Source organism: Candidatus Spongiisocius sp., assembly GCF_965221825.1.
Taxonomy (GTDB): Bacteria; Actinomycetota; Acidimicrobiia; order Spongiisociales; family Spongiisociaceae; genus Spongiisocius.
In genome coordinates, this window is the sequence record NZ_OZ244917.1 from 1,372,927 (window position 1) to 1,386,710 (window position 13,784).

Consider the following 13,784-nt stretch of genomic DNA (forward strand, 5'->3'; position numbering starts at 1 on the left):
TCTCCGCTCCGGTCGATCTCTCTCCAGGCCCGTGAGTGAGGCGACGGAGGGCACGGCAAGTACGACGATGAGCATCCGGCCACCCGCCACCGCGGCGGACCTTCGTAGTCCCGCTTATCGCGGTCTTAGGGCCTCCTCAGGGATCCGGGAACAGCCGCTTGTTCCCTCAAGACGAGTGCCATCTTAGGTAAGATAGTGTAATCTTTCCCGAGAATCGGCCGTTTTCGGGCTTATTCGCGAAAGATAATGCCATCTTTCCGACGACTCGATCCGGAAAACCCACGATGGCGCGAGGCCGCCACCACGCCGGACGCGGCCTAGGCTCGGGCCATGGTCGATTACCGCGTTCCCGAACAGGGCATGACCTCCGACCTGCCGGTTCCGAGGCGAGCGCTGGCGATCGGCGCGCATCCCGACGATGCCGAGTTCGGGGCCGGGGGCACCCTGGCCAAGTGGACCGCCGCCGGGACGGAGGCGACCATCCTGGTCCTGACCGACGGCTCCAAGGGATCATGGGACCCCTCGCTCAGCCCGTCCGAACTGGTCGGCATGAGAATGAACGAGCAGACCCGGGCCGCCGAGGCACTGGGAGTCGAAAGCGCCCTCAACCTCTCCTATGTCGACGGTGAGCTGGAGTACACCATGGAACTGCGCGCCGAGGTGTGCCTGTGGATCCGCCGGCTGCGGCCCGACGTGGTCCTCGCCCACGATCCATGGCGCCGCTACATGCTGCATCCCGACCACCGGGCGACCGGCTGGGCCGCCATCGACGGGGTGGTAGCTGCGCGGGACCATCTCTTCTTCCCGGAGCAGCTGGCCGATGGCCTGACCCATCACCGCCCCGGGGCCGTGCTGCTGTGGGCGGCGGACGAACCGGATCACTACGAGGACGTGACCGGTTTCGTAGAGCACAAGGTGGCCGCCCTGCTGTCGCACTCCAGCCAGGCCACGACAACCATGGACGGCGCCGGTGACTCGGCGGAGGCGACAGAGGCATTCCGCCTCGAGATCGACGACCGCGCCCGGATGACCGGCGCCGAGGCCGGGCTGCCTCGCGCCGAGGCGTTCAAGCGGATCACACCCTGATGGGACTGGCCGGCGACCGGCTCGGCGATCTCCGCACGGTCAATCCTCACGCCACGGGCCGCCTGCTGGGCGCCGCAGACGCAGCATTGGAGGAGGTGGACCCCCGGCGGCTGGTGCGCTCCGCGCTCGTTCCCGCGGAGGGCGGGGTCCTCGCCGGCGGGCATTTCGTCGCAGCACGGCGGGTGGCCGTACTGGCTTTCGGCAAGGCGGCCATCGGCATGAGCCTCGGCGCGGCAGACGCCCTGGGACCGCTGGTGTCGCGGGGCCTGGTGGCGACCGACCGGGCCGGTCGCGTCCCCGGTTGGGCGGAACTGGCAGTGGGGGGTCACCCGGTCCCTGATGAGGGGAGCGTCCGGGCGGCCGAGCGCGCCATCGACCTTGCTAGGGACGTGGATCCGGGTGAGCTCCTGCTGGCGCTCGTGTCCGGGGGTGGGTCGGCCCTGCTGGAAGCTCCGGCCGCGGGTCTCAGCCTCGACGACGTCCAGGACCTGAACGACCAGTTGATCCGCTCCGGGGCCCCCATCGAGACGATCAACCGGGTCCGCCAAGCGGTGTCGCGAGTGAAGGCCGGACGGTTGGCGGCCCGCTGCCGGAGCCCGGTGGTCACGCTGGTGGTCTCCGATGTGGGCGACGACCCGGCGGTGGTGGCTTCCGGCCCCACCGTCACCGCACCACGGAACCCGGCCCCCTTGGGCGAGATACTCGACCGGTACTACATCCGGGGCGGCGCGGCCGATCGGGTCCGGCGTGTCGCTGCCACCGGGGTCGAGGTCTCGAATGCCGGGCATGGGACGGGGAACGATCTCGCCCTGATCCTGGCTGACGGGATGACCGCGGGGCGGGCGGCGATCCGGTTCCTGTCCTCAACCGGCCTGGACGTGTCGCCGGCCCCCGAGCAGCTGACCGGAGACGCCGTCGACACCGTCCTGAGGGAACTGGCCGCCACGCCGGAGGGCACCGTTCGGGTCCTGGCCGGAGAAACCACCGTGGAGGTGCGCGGGAAGGGCAAGGGCGGTCGCAACCAGCACGCCGCCGTCACCGCCGGCATCGAGATCGCCGGTACCGATCACCGGTTCGTGGCGTTCGGAACCGACGGCGTGGACGGCCCGACCGATGCGGCCGGCGGTTGCGTGGACGGCGCCACGGTCACCGATCCGGAGATGGCCCGGCGCCACTTGGACGCCTGCGATTCCTACCCGTATCTGAAGGGGGCAGGAGGTCTGCTCCGGACCGGGAGGACGGGAACCAACGTGGCCGACCTGTGGATCGTCGACCGATCGGGGAATAGTTCCACCGCCGAACGGATCGTTATATCCTGACCCCATGAGTAGCCCCGTAGCAGTCATCGTCGGCGCCACCGGCGGGCTCGGCACCGCCCTCACCGGGCGGCTGATCCGCCGGGGCTACCGGATCGGCGCCACCTATCTCAGGCCCATCGATACGGACGAGTTCGAGGAACGGTTCCCCTTCGATGAGGACCAGCTGGTCCTCCGCCGTGTCAATGCCACGGAGTCCGGGGAGGTCGAGGACTTCATGGCCCGGGTGGCGGCCCGGTTCGGTCGGATCGACGCGGTTGCATCGCTGGTCGGAGGCTGGGCCGCCGGCCGCGATGTGAAGGACACCGACGATGTGCGGTTCGACTGGATGATCGACCTCAACCTGCGGTCGGCCTTCTACACCGTGCGGGCCGCCGTCACCCACCTAGAGGACGCCGGCGACGGCCGCATCCTGCTGGTCGGGAGCCGGGCGGTGGTGGACAACCCGCCCGGGCAGGCCGCCTTCAACATCGCCAAGGCGGGGGTGGTAGCCCTGGCCAAGACCGCCGCGGCGGAACTCGAGGACGCCGACATCACCGTCAACGTGATCCTGCCTTCGGTGATCGACACGCCCGCCACCCGCCGGGCACTGCCATTCGCGGAGTACGTCAGGTGGCCCACCCCTGACGAGATCGCGGCGGTGGCGGAGTTCATCCTGACCGGGGATTCGGGGGTCATGTCAGGAGCGGTCGTCCCAGTGTACGGACGGGCCTGACCCGACCCTTCGCCAATTCGTGGAGGCGCTTCCGTGGCACGATTTTTCGCGTTTTCTTAGATCCTGGCCTGATTCGTCACACCCCCGCCATAAGTTGCCATCGCCAAGCACCCACACCGGCCGATGAGGTGAGACCGATCGGAACGGCCGGCCCGAGGGAACATACGAGCTTCATGGAGCAACAGCCGATGCCCGGCGACAGCCCGGGCATGCCTGACCACGCTCCAACAGGATGGGTGGTGGTGGGGGCGGGACCCGGTGCGGAGCACCGGTTTTCCGCGGGCGGAGCTCTCGGTCGGACACGCACGCCGACCCACTCGTCCGCGGAAAAGGGCTCGAGGGTCAAATGAATGACCCGACCGGAGCCCTTCACACGGTGATGGGTCCGACCGGGTCGTTCTATCGCAGCCCCGACCAGATTTGAACTGGCGTCTCCGCCTTGAGAGGGCGGTGTCCTAGGCCCCTAGACGACGGGGCCACTGCGTGTGGTCAATGATACCAACCGCTCGGGAGAGAGGACTCGAACCCCTACTAACAGGGCCAGAACCTGTCGTGCTGCCGATTACACCACTCCCGATCAGGCCGCCAAGTTACCAGGTATGGCGGGGCTCGCGTCAACCGAACCTCGCGCCGTACCGGCGATTCCCTATTCCTCGGACCGTCCGCCACTCCATTGGGTGCGCGGTAACCGCTTCTCCTTGTCCACGAACGGCAGGGTGTCGACGGTCGCCGGGTGAGGGGTTCCCTCATGGTCGAGCAACGAAACCGTCCTGCCGAGCCAGTCACCTCCCGGCAGCGGATGATCGAAGCGCACGTAGCCGACTCCCGTGTCCAGCGTGGGCGACCAGGTGCCGATCGTGATGTGCCCGACCGGGCGGTTCTCGAAGTGGACCTGCAGCCCGGCGTCCGGAGCGGCGGTGGCACAGACCAGGCCGAACAGGAGCTGGCTGCGATCGGCCTTCACCAACGCGGAACGTCCGATGAAGTCCTCCTTGTCAAGTACGACAAAGTTCCCGAGGCCGGCGCCGAACGGCGTCAGATCCGGTTCGATATCGGTGCCGTTGTCAAGGATGCCGGCCTCGATGCGCCGTATCCCCATCGACGACCCCGAGCTGAACTCCAGGCCGAAGGGCTCACCGCAGGCGAACAGATGATCCCAGAGGGCGTCATGATCCGTTGCCTCCGGACCGCTGTTGCAGTAGATCTCGATCCCCATCTCCCCCGTCCACCCGGTCCGGGAGACCCACACTGCCTGGCCTCCGATGTCGAAGAATCCGGCGTGGAAATATCTGAAGTCGTTCGATAGCCCACCGCCGATGGCCGCGTCCAGAACATCGAGCGACTTCGGCCCTTGGATCTGCAGCACTCGCGAATCGGGATCGGTGACGTCGGCATCAAGCCCGACAGCGTGGGCGTCGAGCCAGCTCGTGAACTCTCCGTTCGCCTTCACATACCAGTAGCGATCCTGCGCAAGGCGCATGAGCACACCGTCCATCAGAACAGTGCCGTCCTCCCTGCAGGCGATGCCATAGCGAGCCCGACCCACTGCGAGCGTTGCGACCCTGCAGGTGAGAACCCTTTCGAGCACTCGGCCCGCATCCGGTCCGCTGATCTCGAGGGGCTTCTCCGGAACGTCGTAGAGCAGCACCCCACGGCGCAGCTTCCAGTACCGCGGTACGGGATCCTCTTCGGGGGCGGTCTTGAGGGGGTACAGGCGACCGCAGTACAGTCCGAAGATCGTTTGATCCGTCACGTACCGGCCGGCAAAGGGCGATCGACCGAGCCGGTACGAACTCAGCCGGACCGTATCGAACGAATCGACGTAGAAGTGTCTGTCCCCGGTCATCTACACCTCACGAGGGCCGGGCGGGCGGTGGGGACAGTAGCAGCGGCAGGTGGGACAGTCGTACACCGTCCCAGTGGCATCGTCGGGATGTTCGTGGCAGACCCCGATGGTCAGCGCGAGGACTCGCCGGACGGCCGACGCGAACGCCCACTAGCGAAGATCCACGATCACCGGGGCCCCTTGAGGCCACCGGGAACTCGTGAGCCCCTCTATTGGCCGACGATACTCCAGATCCACCCAAGTCTTACGGACCCGCCTGACTACGGCGTCGGTGCCGAGAACTCGGTGGAGCCTGGAGGTGACCGGCTTGCTGGTATCGAATCCGTTGTAGCCGTTGTCGCCCTCAGGGTGACGGTGGCGGTGAAGATCGACGAATCCCAGTTCCATCACGCGCGCCAGAGCGTCTCGTTCCGCTCTCGTATGGTTCAAAGTTCTGGGCCGGGCTTTTCCTTCGGTGACGACGTTGAAGTCACCCGCGAGGACACGCTGCTCTGCCCGCTCCCGGTGCATTCCAAGATGATCGACCAGGTGGTTCATCCATTCGATCTTGCGTTCCAGGGCCCCGTCGAATCCGTTCTTTCTGGGATTCCCGTAGGGTGCGTAGACCGACGAGAATTCAAGGTCCCCGCTCCTCACCGTCAGAAACCGTGCGGAGCGATCCGACTGGCCGGGCAGGCCTTCTTGCACGATCGTCGGCTTCGCACGGGGCATTCGACAGAGCACGGCCACACCCCAACCATTCCGGTATTCCCCGTCGCGGGAGTAGAAGACGCTCTCGTAGCCAGCTCGCCGGAGCGCTTCAACGGGAGCATTACCCGTTGCTACGAAAGTCTTCTGGAAGGCGACGAGGTCTGGTTTGCGCCGGGCGAGCCAATGACAGATGTACTCCAGGCGGGAATCGAGGCCACCCACACACCATGTCGCTACCCGCATTCGGGTTGATCGTACCGGGTACGCACGAACTCGTATCGTGTCAAGGGCTCCGACGGATCGGGCCAGATCGCCCGAAGACCCGGTCCGCGAGATCGGACCTCGAATTGGCCACGAGCCAATCGAACGGGCTCTATCTGTCCTGGTAACCGCTTCACGGGTGTACAAATGGCCAGCTGCTCAGCTCGGTAGAGAACGCAGATTGACACCTGCGCGGTATCCACCCAAGGCGCCGCTCTCATTACGGTATTGACATCATCTCCTTCGCGACGCCAGCGCAGAGAATCGAACCCTGCCAACCCCCCGAGCGAAGGAATCGGTCCCCTTACGCGCGACGCGCCGCGAAAGGACGTCGTTGGCGAGTAGTGGCGGACCCCGCAGCACCGGAAACCTCGCGCAACCACCCCTAAACGACCCACGAACACGCGTAAGTCCTGTGGTGGCCCCGACGGGATTCGAACCCGCGTTTCTGGCTTGAAAGGCCAGCGTCCTAGGCCGGCTGGACGACGGGGCCTGTGGCTCCGGTGATCCTACGCCGTCGGTGGGCGTCCGGAGAACTTCGATCAATGGTCGGCGTTGCTCGGGGATTGGAGGTTAGTTGATTCAGACCCGTTCGGACAGAACGGCGGCGAGTTCGTCGGTGCTGAGCGACTCCTTGCGGACCCGCAGATCGAGATAGATGACCGTAGTCACGGCGGCATGGAGGGGCATCGCCAGCAGTATGCCTACATGCTCGACGAGGTAACTGGCCACACCATCGCTCACGCCCAAGCCGGGCGAGAGAATAAGCCAGATCACGGTCAAGACGATCCCGAGGACGATGAGCCCGAGGATTGTGGTGAGCAAGCCGGCGCCGAACACCCGCCAGCGCTCGCCCGACACCAAGCGCCACGACCGCTTCATGCTCTCAATCGGACCGGCGCCTTCGATGATCAGAGCCTCCCACATCACCGCGAACGACACCCAAAGGAATATCCCGGGGATGATCAAAGTAGGAATCCGATGCCGGTCAGCACGCCGAACACGAACGCAGCCACGAAGATCGTGACGGTACTACGGACTCCGATCCACGTAGCTCTCCGCCAGCCGGACGGGACATCTGCATAGGCTTCGGCCGCCACCAGGGAGACAGCCACGCTCGCCACGATGAGGCCGATCACGCTTACTAACCACCCGAGCCAGCCGATCGGAGACGTACAGGTAGTCGAGCCGCCCGCGTCGAGGGCGCAGCCCCCGACCAGGCTGACAGGAAGGGGATGGACCCGAGCACCAGCGCGACGGCGACCATCGGGGCGAAGCGGCGCCGGTAGACGGTGAAGCTGTCGTAGACGATCTCACCGACACCGAGCGGACGCAGTTCTAGTTGAGCCATGGTCCCAGCCTGGTTGCCCGGGGATCGAAGGCTAGTTGAGATCAGCCCTGTTCGGACAGGGCGGCAGCGAGTTCGGCCGTTCCGAGCGACTCCTTGCGGACCCGCAGATCGAGGTAGATGACCGTGCCCACCGCGGCGGTCAGCGGGATTGACAGCAGGGTGGAAGCCTGCTGGACGAGGTAGCCGGCCAAACCACCGCTCACTCCGAGGCCGGGCGAGAGGATAAACCAGATCACGGCCGAGATGACCCCGAAGACGATGATCGCAATGATCATGACGAGCAAGCCGGCGCCGAACACCCGCCAGCGCTCGCCCGACACCAAGCGCCATGACCGCTTGATGCTCTCGATCGGGCCGGCGCCTTCGATGATCAAGGCCTCCCAGACCACCGCGAACGACACGATGAGGAAGATCCCGGGGATGATCAGCAGCACGAATCCGATGCCGATCAGCACCCCGGCCACGATCGTCGCCCCGATGATCGGGAGGATTCTACGGAGTCCTATCCTTATCGCTCTCCGCCAGTCGGACGGGACACCTGCATAGGCTTCGGCCGCCACCAGGATGGCAGCCGTGCCCGCCACGAGGGTGCCGATCGAGCCTGCAATGTACGCGAGCCAGCCGATGGGAGACGTACACGTTGCCGAACCGCCCGCGTCGAGGCTGCAGCCCCCGACCAAGCTGATGAGGAAGGGGATGAACACGAGCATCAGCGCGATGGCGAACATCGGGCCGAAGCGGCGCCGGTAGACGGTGAACGTGGCGTCGACGATCTCGCCGACACCGAGCGGACGCAGTTGTAGTTGAGCCATGGCACCAGCCTACCGGACGGACACAGGCCCGTCCATAGTTGCCCTCCAACCGCACCAGGTCGAAAGACCGACAATCCGACACGTGGCGCCGTGCTGCGCCCGGACCCGCCAGAACGGCTTCCGGTCGTGGCGCCGGAGGCCGCGGCGTATCGCAACCAGCGCGGCCCTCTTTAGGCCGGCGGCTACCTCACCGGCCCGGCCCGATGCCGCCCCTTATGCTTCCGAACAGCCCCTACATGCTAAGATCTCGGTGGTTGGATAACGGAGGGGCCGGACCGATGACTCTGACCGCTGACCGTGCGGCCACTCATACGCTGAGCCTGCTAGACGAACTCGTCCTTACCCTCCTCAATGAGGAGAGCGGCTATTTCCGCCAGGTTCCCGGCTGGAACTTGAACTGCGCCGTCATCGGGGGCGTGCTGGGAGAGCTTTCACTTCTATCCCGTATCGACACGGATATGGACTCGCTCATCCTGCTGGATCGAACGAAAACGGGAGATCCTGCCCTTGATCCGATCCTCGAGGAAATCGCCGCAGAACCGGCTCAACGGAACGCCCGGTACTGGATCGAGCGCCTCGCTCCGCGGGCAGATTCGATCATAGACCTTACCTTGGAGCGTCTGGTCGACCTGAAGATCCTCCGCCACCACGACGGCGACTTCTGGTCGCTGGCCCCTAGCGGATCGCAGACAGACTCGTACGCCAGAACCGGAGACGGCACTGCCGTTGACTTCGTGAAGACACGCCTCAGTAGAGCGATATTCGCCAACGAGATTCCAGACCCCAGAGACATCATCATTATCTGTCTCATCAACACATGCGACGTTCTCCGCTTCATATTCGAACTCGATGACGAAGCGGAGCAGCGTGTCGAAATCATCCGCAAGATGGATTTGATCGGCCGTTCCATCGCCGCGGCGGTTAGCCAAAACATCGCCGGACACTTGTTCGGGCAGTCCACTCTGGCCAAGCCCATCCCGGTTGTCCCGCTACGCAAGTTTTTGCTCAATCGTCACGCCCGTGACGGCAATATTCCTGCGCTCTTCGCAGAGCTGGCAGATGCCTATGGACCGGTGTTCAAGATCCGCCCACCGTTCACCGATCCGATATTCCTTCTGGCCGGACCTGAGATAAATCACTGGGTACATCGTCACGGACGTATGTACCTAAGGGCCAGAGACTATCTGGAGGACTTTGAGAAGATATACGGAGGATCAGGGATATTACCCACCCTAGATGGTGCCGATCACTTCCGGTATCGCAAATCGATGCAACCGGCCTATTCACGCTCGAGACTGGAAGGCCAACTGGACGAATACTACTCGAATGTGCGGAACCATATCGCATCCTGGTCCGCTGGAGAGACCCTTCCGGCAAGAGACACCTGTAGGCGGTTAGTGAATGAGGCTCTGTCACCGCTTACTGTGAGCATTAATACTCAAGATCTTGTCGACGATATGCACAAATACAAGGAACGAGCCCTGCAGACTCACGTCATTAAGAATCTGCCCAAGTTCATGCTGCGCACGCCGGGAATGAGGCGCCGAGCGAAGTTGCTAGGCGAGGTCGTTGAGCGCGTCCAGAGTGTCCACACACCCGCCCAGAGAGCAGGATGTCCCCGGGACCTGGCTGACGACCTGCTGAGCATGCACACCAGCGATCGGCAGTTCCTCCCGGAGTCGAACCTGCCCTTCGTATTCTCCGCGCCGCTGATAGCCAGCATGTATGTGGGTGATCAGCTTGGCTTCCTCATCCACGCGATGGTGTCGCAGCCCGCGCTCTACGAGAGAATCCGCGTTGAAGCCGATGCTATGTTCGCCAACGGGGACCCGGGCCGCAAGGAAATTACGGGACCGGGCACCGACGTCACCCACCGCTTCATCATGGAATGCATGCGCCTCTACCCGATCGTACCGGCGTCTTTCCGGAACGTGATGAATACGTGTGTAGTGGAAGGATACGAACTACCCGAAGGGGCTCGGGTCGTTATAGCCCAGACAGCCACTCACTTCATGGAGGATTCCTTCCCCGATCCCTTCACGTTCGACATCGACCGCTACCTAGCCCCGCGCAAGGAACACCTAGGGACGACATACGCCCCCTACGGTCTGGGGACACACACATGTCTCGGATCCCGGGTCACGTCACTACAGCTGGCGATCAATCTGCTGATGCTGACGCACTACTTCACGCTCGAGATCTCCCCTGCCAAGCAAGCGCACAAGCCGAAGATCAGCGCGTTTCCATCGGCATCCGTGAACAAGAAGCTGAAGTTCATCATCACCGAGCAGAGGCACGAACTGCCGGCGTCCGAATCCGCCAGCCCCCTGCGCTAGCGGGTCTCCGGATCGCCCGGGTCGGGATAGAACTGGGCGCAATAGCGCCGGAACGGCATGATCTCGCCGTCGGAACGGCAGAGGAGCGGGCGGGATCGGTACTGCTTACGGCTCCAGATGATCAAATCCTGCTTGACGTCGCCGTGTTGCTGAGCCGCGATGAACCAGTTCATGATGGGGCCTCGCAACTTCACGGGCAGGAACGCCAGGCCCGCTATCCACCGCCTCGGCTTGCGTATCTCCCGCACCTGCGAGACCAGCGACAGATCGATGAGCGAACCGTCGACAGGGGTGGCCAGCACCCACAGCCGCATGTCCATCCCGATCGAACGCTCCCGTATCTGCACGAACGAGTAGCCCAACCCGAAGATTCGGGTGCGGGCCGCGACGTCGAAGGTAAGGGTCATGCCTCCGGCGATCTTGCGGGCGCGCCTGAAGTCGAAGTCGCTCTCGAGACGCGGCCCGTCCACCGACACCCGCCCCACGCGGTCCACGCTGTCGTAGCCGTGTACGTAGCGCAGGTGGCCCACGTCGACCGAGTTCTCCGTCGTCTCCTGGGGATGGCCCGGAAACCGGAGGGTCCTGATCCTGAAACCGGTCCATCCGACCTGATCCGGCACGTCGGGCAGGCTCCACTGCGGCGCCCGTCCACCGATCCCCCACCAGGCGAAGATCAGGCCGGCAATCTCCTGCGTCTCGAAGACGCGCAACCTCGCGGTGGTGGGCGGAGGAGAGTAGGGGGTGGCCACGCACTGGCCGGTCGCGTCGAACTCGTAACCATGGAACGGGCAGACCAGCCGCCCGTCACAGATGCGTCCCCCTGCGGTCGGTCCCATATCTGCGCCAAGATGCGGGCAAAAGGCCCCGGCAACACACACGTTCCCGTCCTCGTCACACCAGGCGACGATCTTCTCCCCCATCCATGTCTTCTCGATCATCCCGGCTTTCAGCAGCGCCTTACGGCTCGTGACGAAGTACCAACCCTCGGGAAACGGAGAAGCTAGCGGGGCGTTCTCGAGCACCACCCTACGCCGGGTTGACATCGCTGGCCCTCCTCCCCGTAATCCGCTTATGGGGCCGTCCACACGGTTCCGCTTACCCTAACCCCGAACGCGTGCGTCTCAGGCGTTCCGGCACAACCAATGGCCGCTGTTAACGCTCCTGCCGAGATCAGAACGGTTCCTAAGCATGGCGAGGATTTCTTGGCGGCCAATCCGCCCATGATTGCTAGGAAGACCGCAGGCCCGGCTTCGCGTTGTCGCGGGACCATGGCATCATCGCGCGGGTTAGACAAGCCGTGGAGCAGGACGAGGATCGGGAGCGCCGGATGAGCGACTGGAACAGGGACGTGAACGACTGGAACGCGGCGATCATCGAGGAGTTCCGCGCCAACGATGGTCGGGTGGGTGGCATGTTCGAAGGGCAGCCCCTGCTACTCCTTCACCACACGGGCGCCCGCACGGGGACCCGGAGGGTGACACCGCTCACGTACCAGGACTTGGCCGATGGCTACGCTGTCTTCGCCTCCAAGGCCGGGGCGGACACCAACCCCGATTGGTATCACAACGTGGTGGCCAATCCCGGAACCGACGTGGAGGTCGGCACCGGCACGGTACGGGTCCGCGCCCGGGTGACCGCGGGAGCGGAGCGGGACCGGATCTGGACGCGGCAGAAGCGGGACTATCCACAGTTCGCCGAGTACGAGGCCAAGACAGCTCGGGTCATCCCGGTCATCGTGCTGGAGAGGGTCTAAGACCGGAGGGGACTCGTAGCCCGGCTGACCTGGAGCATCATCCACCTCATGGCCACCGGTACCGAGCGCTCGGATCTGGCAGACTCCTTCGGGTGAGCACGCAGGCGGGAGCATCCCTCGGACCGCTCGACACGGCGTATGCCCGTAGCCGGTTTCCGGCCTTCGCCGACCCCGACCTGAGGGATTGGGCGCACTTCGAGAACGCCGGCGGCTCCTACGTCTGCCGCCAGGTGATCGACCGGCTGACCGGCTTCTACCTGCGCACCAAGGTCCAGCCCGACCATCCGTTCCCACTCTCCCAGGCGGCCACCGAGGCGATGGAGCACTCCTACCGGCGGATGGCGGCGTGGATGGGCGTGGGTGTGGACGAGATCCACTTCGGGCCGTCCACCTCGCAGAACACCTACGTCCTTGCCCGGGCGTTCCGGTCCATGTGGCGCGACGGGGACGAGATCGTCGCATCCACGCAGGACCACGAGGCCAACGCCGGGGTGTGGAGGCGGTTGGAGGACACGGGGATCGTCGTCAGGGAGTGGCGGGTGGATCCCGAGAAGGGAACCCTGGACCTGGCCGACCTGGACCGATTGATGACCGAACGCACCAGGCTGGTCGCCTTCCCCCACGCCTCGAACGTGGTGGCCGCCATCAACCCGGTCGCCGAGGTGGTGCGCCGGGCCGCGGAGGTCGGGGCCCGCGTGGTGGTCGACGGAGTGTCCTACGCGCCCCACGGCCTACCCGACCTCGGGTCACTCGGAGTCGACGTCTACCTCTTCTCCGCCTACAAGACCTGGGGCCCGCACCAGGGGGTGATGTACATCCGCCGCGACCTGGCGGCCCGGCTCGGGAACGAGGGTCACTACTTCGTGGCCGAACAGCCCCGATACAAGCTGGTGCCCGCCGGTCAGGACCATGCCCAGGTGGCGGCGTGCGCGGGGGTGATCGACTACCTGGACGACCTGTATGCGCACCATGGAGGACCCTCTGCGACTCCGGTGGAGCGAGGTCGGGCGGTGCATGACATGTTCCGGGCCCACGAGACGAGGCTGGCGGACCGGCTGCTGCGTTACCTGGCCGGGCGGGACGACGTCCGGGTGGCCGGCCCGACCGACGCCACCCGGCGGGCGCCCACCGTGTCGATCGTCCCGTTGCGACGCCCGGTGGCGGATGTCGCCGAGTCCCTGGTCCGGAGCCGGATGATGGTCGGCGTGGGGGACTTCTACGCCCCTCGCCTCCTGGACGAGATGCGGATACCGACGAAGCCCGGCGTGCTGCGGATGTCCTTCATCCACTACACCACAGACGACGAGATCGAGCGGCTGATTGACGCCCTCGACCTCGCTCTCGGCTGACCGACGGACATCGATCACCCGGGCACTACCAAGTAGTAGGTTTCCGGATCGCTCTTCCCGCATCGTCGTGGGGCTCCGGAGGGAGCTGGCAATGGCGAAGAATTCCGCGGCGCAACTGCTTGGAGAACGTTCCCGACATGTGTCGTGAGCGGTATCCTCTGTCCTAGTAATCCCCCCAGTTCGCTTCGGTGGCTGGGTGCGAGGCTCGCCCTTGGTGGCGAGCCTCTGCGTTTCTTACAGTCTTCCGCCTGCAGCTTCGCTACGGGGAC

Annotated in this window: 13 protein-coding genes and 3 tRNA genes; 6 read left to right on the plus strand and 10 right to left on the minus strand. The window is 64.9% G+C overall.

All coding sequences use genetic code 11. The features are described from left to right. The first annotated feature begins 330 nt into the window (after nucleotides 1-330). The 3 genes from ACOQPD_RS06460 to ACOQPD_RS06470 are packed head-to-tail and all read left to right on the plus strand — an operon-like array spanning nucleotide 331 to nucleotide 3,117. Nucleotides 331-1,086 carry a PIG-L deacetylase family protein gene (locus ACOQPD_RS06460; RefSeq protein WP_420614071.1) on the plus strand — a complete coding sequence of 252 codons (756 nt, stop codon included), beginning with the start codon at nucleotides 331-333 and terminating at the stop codon, nucleotides 1,084-1,086. Beyond that, entirely contained in the window at nucleotides 1,086-2,405 is a 1,320-nt protein-coding gene (locus ACOQPD_RS06465) for a glycerate kinase type-2 family protein (protein ID WP_420614072.1), read from the plus strand. The genes ACOQPD_RS06460 and ACOQPD_RS06465 overlap by 1 nt, the downstream gene beginning before the upstream one ends. A 4-nt stretch (nucleotides 2,406-2,409) precedes the next feature. Beyond that, nucleotides 2,410-3,117 (plus strand): SDR family NAD(P)-dependent oxidoreductase, encoded by a 708-nt coding sequence (locus tag ACOQPD_RS06470; protein ID WP_420614073.1) that lies wholly within the window; start codon nucleotides 2,410-2,412, stop codon nucleotides 3,115-3,117. A gap of 405 nt (nucleotides 3,118-3,522) precedes the next feature. On the opposite strand, the gene ACOQPD_RS06475 is transcribed toward ACOQPD_RS06470, so the two are convergent. From ACOQPD_RS06475 to ACOQPD_RS06515, 9 genes are all read right to left on the minus strand, one after another. After that, a tRNA-Glu gene (locus ACOQPD_RS06475) sits at nucleotides 3,523-3,595 on the minus strand. A gap of 27 nt (nucleotides 3,596-3,622) precedes the next feature. Beyond that, a tRNA-Gln gene (locus tag ACOQPD_RS06480) sits at nucleotides 3,623-3,694 on the minus strand. A gap of 69 nt (nucleotides 3,695-3,763) precedes the next feature. Next, nucleotides 3,764-4,963, minus strand: coding sequence for an aminomethyltransferase family protein (locus tag ACOQPD_RS06485; RefSeq protein WP_420614074.1), 1,200 nt, complete (start codon nucleotides 4,961-4,963; stop codon nucleotides 3,764-3,766). Nucleotides 4,964-5,113: 150 nt separating this feature from the next. After that, the gene (locus ACOQPD_RS06490) at nucleotides 5,114-5,896 is read right to left on the minus strand and encodes an endonuclease/exonuclease/phosphatase family protein (protein ID WP_420614075.1); all 783 of its coding nucleotides are present in this window, start codon (nucleotides 5,894-5,896) and stop codon (nucleotides 5,114-5,116) included. Nucleotides 5,897-6,330: 434 nt separating this feature from the next. Further along, nucleotides 6,331-6,407 (minus strand) — tRNA-Glu (locus tag ACOQPD_RS06495). A gap of 89 nt (nucleotides 6,408-6,496) precedes the next feature. Continuing rightward, on the minus strand, nucleotides 6,497-6,883 hold the full coding sequence (locus ACOQPD_RS06500; RefSeq protein ID WP_420614076.1) for a hypothetical protein: 387 nt from the start codon (nucleotides 6,881-6,883) through the stop codon (nucleotides 6,497-6,499). Continuing rightward, nucleotides 6,880-7,053, minus strand: a complete 174-nt coding sequence (locus ACOQPD_RS06505; protein WP_420614077.1) for a hypothetical protein — start codon at nucleotides 7,051-7,053, stop codon at nucleotides 6,880-6,882. Before ACOQPD_RS06505 ends, ACOQPD_RS06500 begins: the two co-directional genes overlap by 4 nt. 5 nt (nucleotides 7,054-7,058) lie before the next feature. Continuing rightward, the gene (locus ACOQPD_RS06510; RefSeq protein WP_420614078.1) at nucleotides 7,059-7,265 is read right to left on the minus strand and encodes a hypothetical protein; all 207 of its coding nucleotides are present in this window, start codon (nucleotides 7,263-7,265) and stop codon (nucleotides 7,059-7,061) included. 41 nt (nucleotides 7,266-7,306) lie between these two features. After that, entirely contained in the window at nucleotides 7,307-8,077 is a 771-nt protein-coding gene (locus tag ACOQPD_RS06515; RefSeq protein ID WP_420614079.1) for a hypothetical protein, read from the minus strand. 278 nt (nucleotides 8,078-8,355) lie between these two features. Here ACOQPD_RS06515 and ACOQPD_RS06520 point away from each other — a divergent pair, with 278 nt between their 5' ends. Then, complete coding sequence (locus tag ACOQPD_RS06520; RefSeq protein WP_420614080.1) at nucleotides 8,356-10,413, plus strand: cytochrome P450; 2,058 nt, start codon at nucleotides 8,356-8,358, stop codon at nucleotides 10,411-10,413. Here ACOQPD_RS06520 and ACOQPD_RS06525 read toward each other — a convergent pair. Then, complete coding sequence (locus ACOQPD_RS06525; RefSeq protein ID WP_420614081.1) at nucleotides 10,410-11,456, minus strand: Rieske 2Fe-2S domain-containing protein; 1,047 nt, start codon at nucleotides 11,454-11,456, stop codon at nucleotides 10,410-10,412. The genes ACOQPD_RS06520 and ACOQPD_RS06525 overlap by 4 nt on opposite strands. Before the next feature lie 305 nt (nucleotides 11,457-11,761). On the opposite strand from ACOQPD_RS06525, the gene ACOQPD_RS06530 reads away from it, so the two are divergent. Beyond that, nucleotides 11,762-12,166, plus strand: coding sequence for a nitroreductase/quinone reductase family protein (locus ACOQPD_RS06530; RefSeq protein ID WP_420614361.1), 405 nt, complete (start codon nucleotides 11,762-11,764; stop codon nucleotides 12,164-12,166). Between the two features lie 92 nt (nucleotides 12,167-12,258). Continuing rightward, complete coding sequence (locus ACOQPD_RS06535; RefSeq protein ID WP_420614082.1) at nucleotides 12,259-13,515, plus strand: aminotransferase class V-fold PLP-dependent enzyme; 1,257 nt, start codon at nucleotides 12,259-12,261, stop codon at nucleotides 13,513-13,515. Nucleotides 13,516-13,784 lie beyond the last annotated feature (269 nt).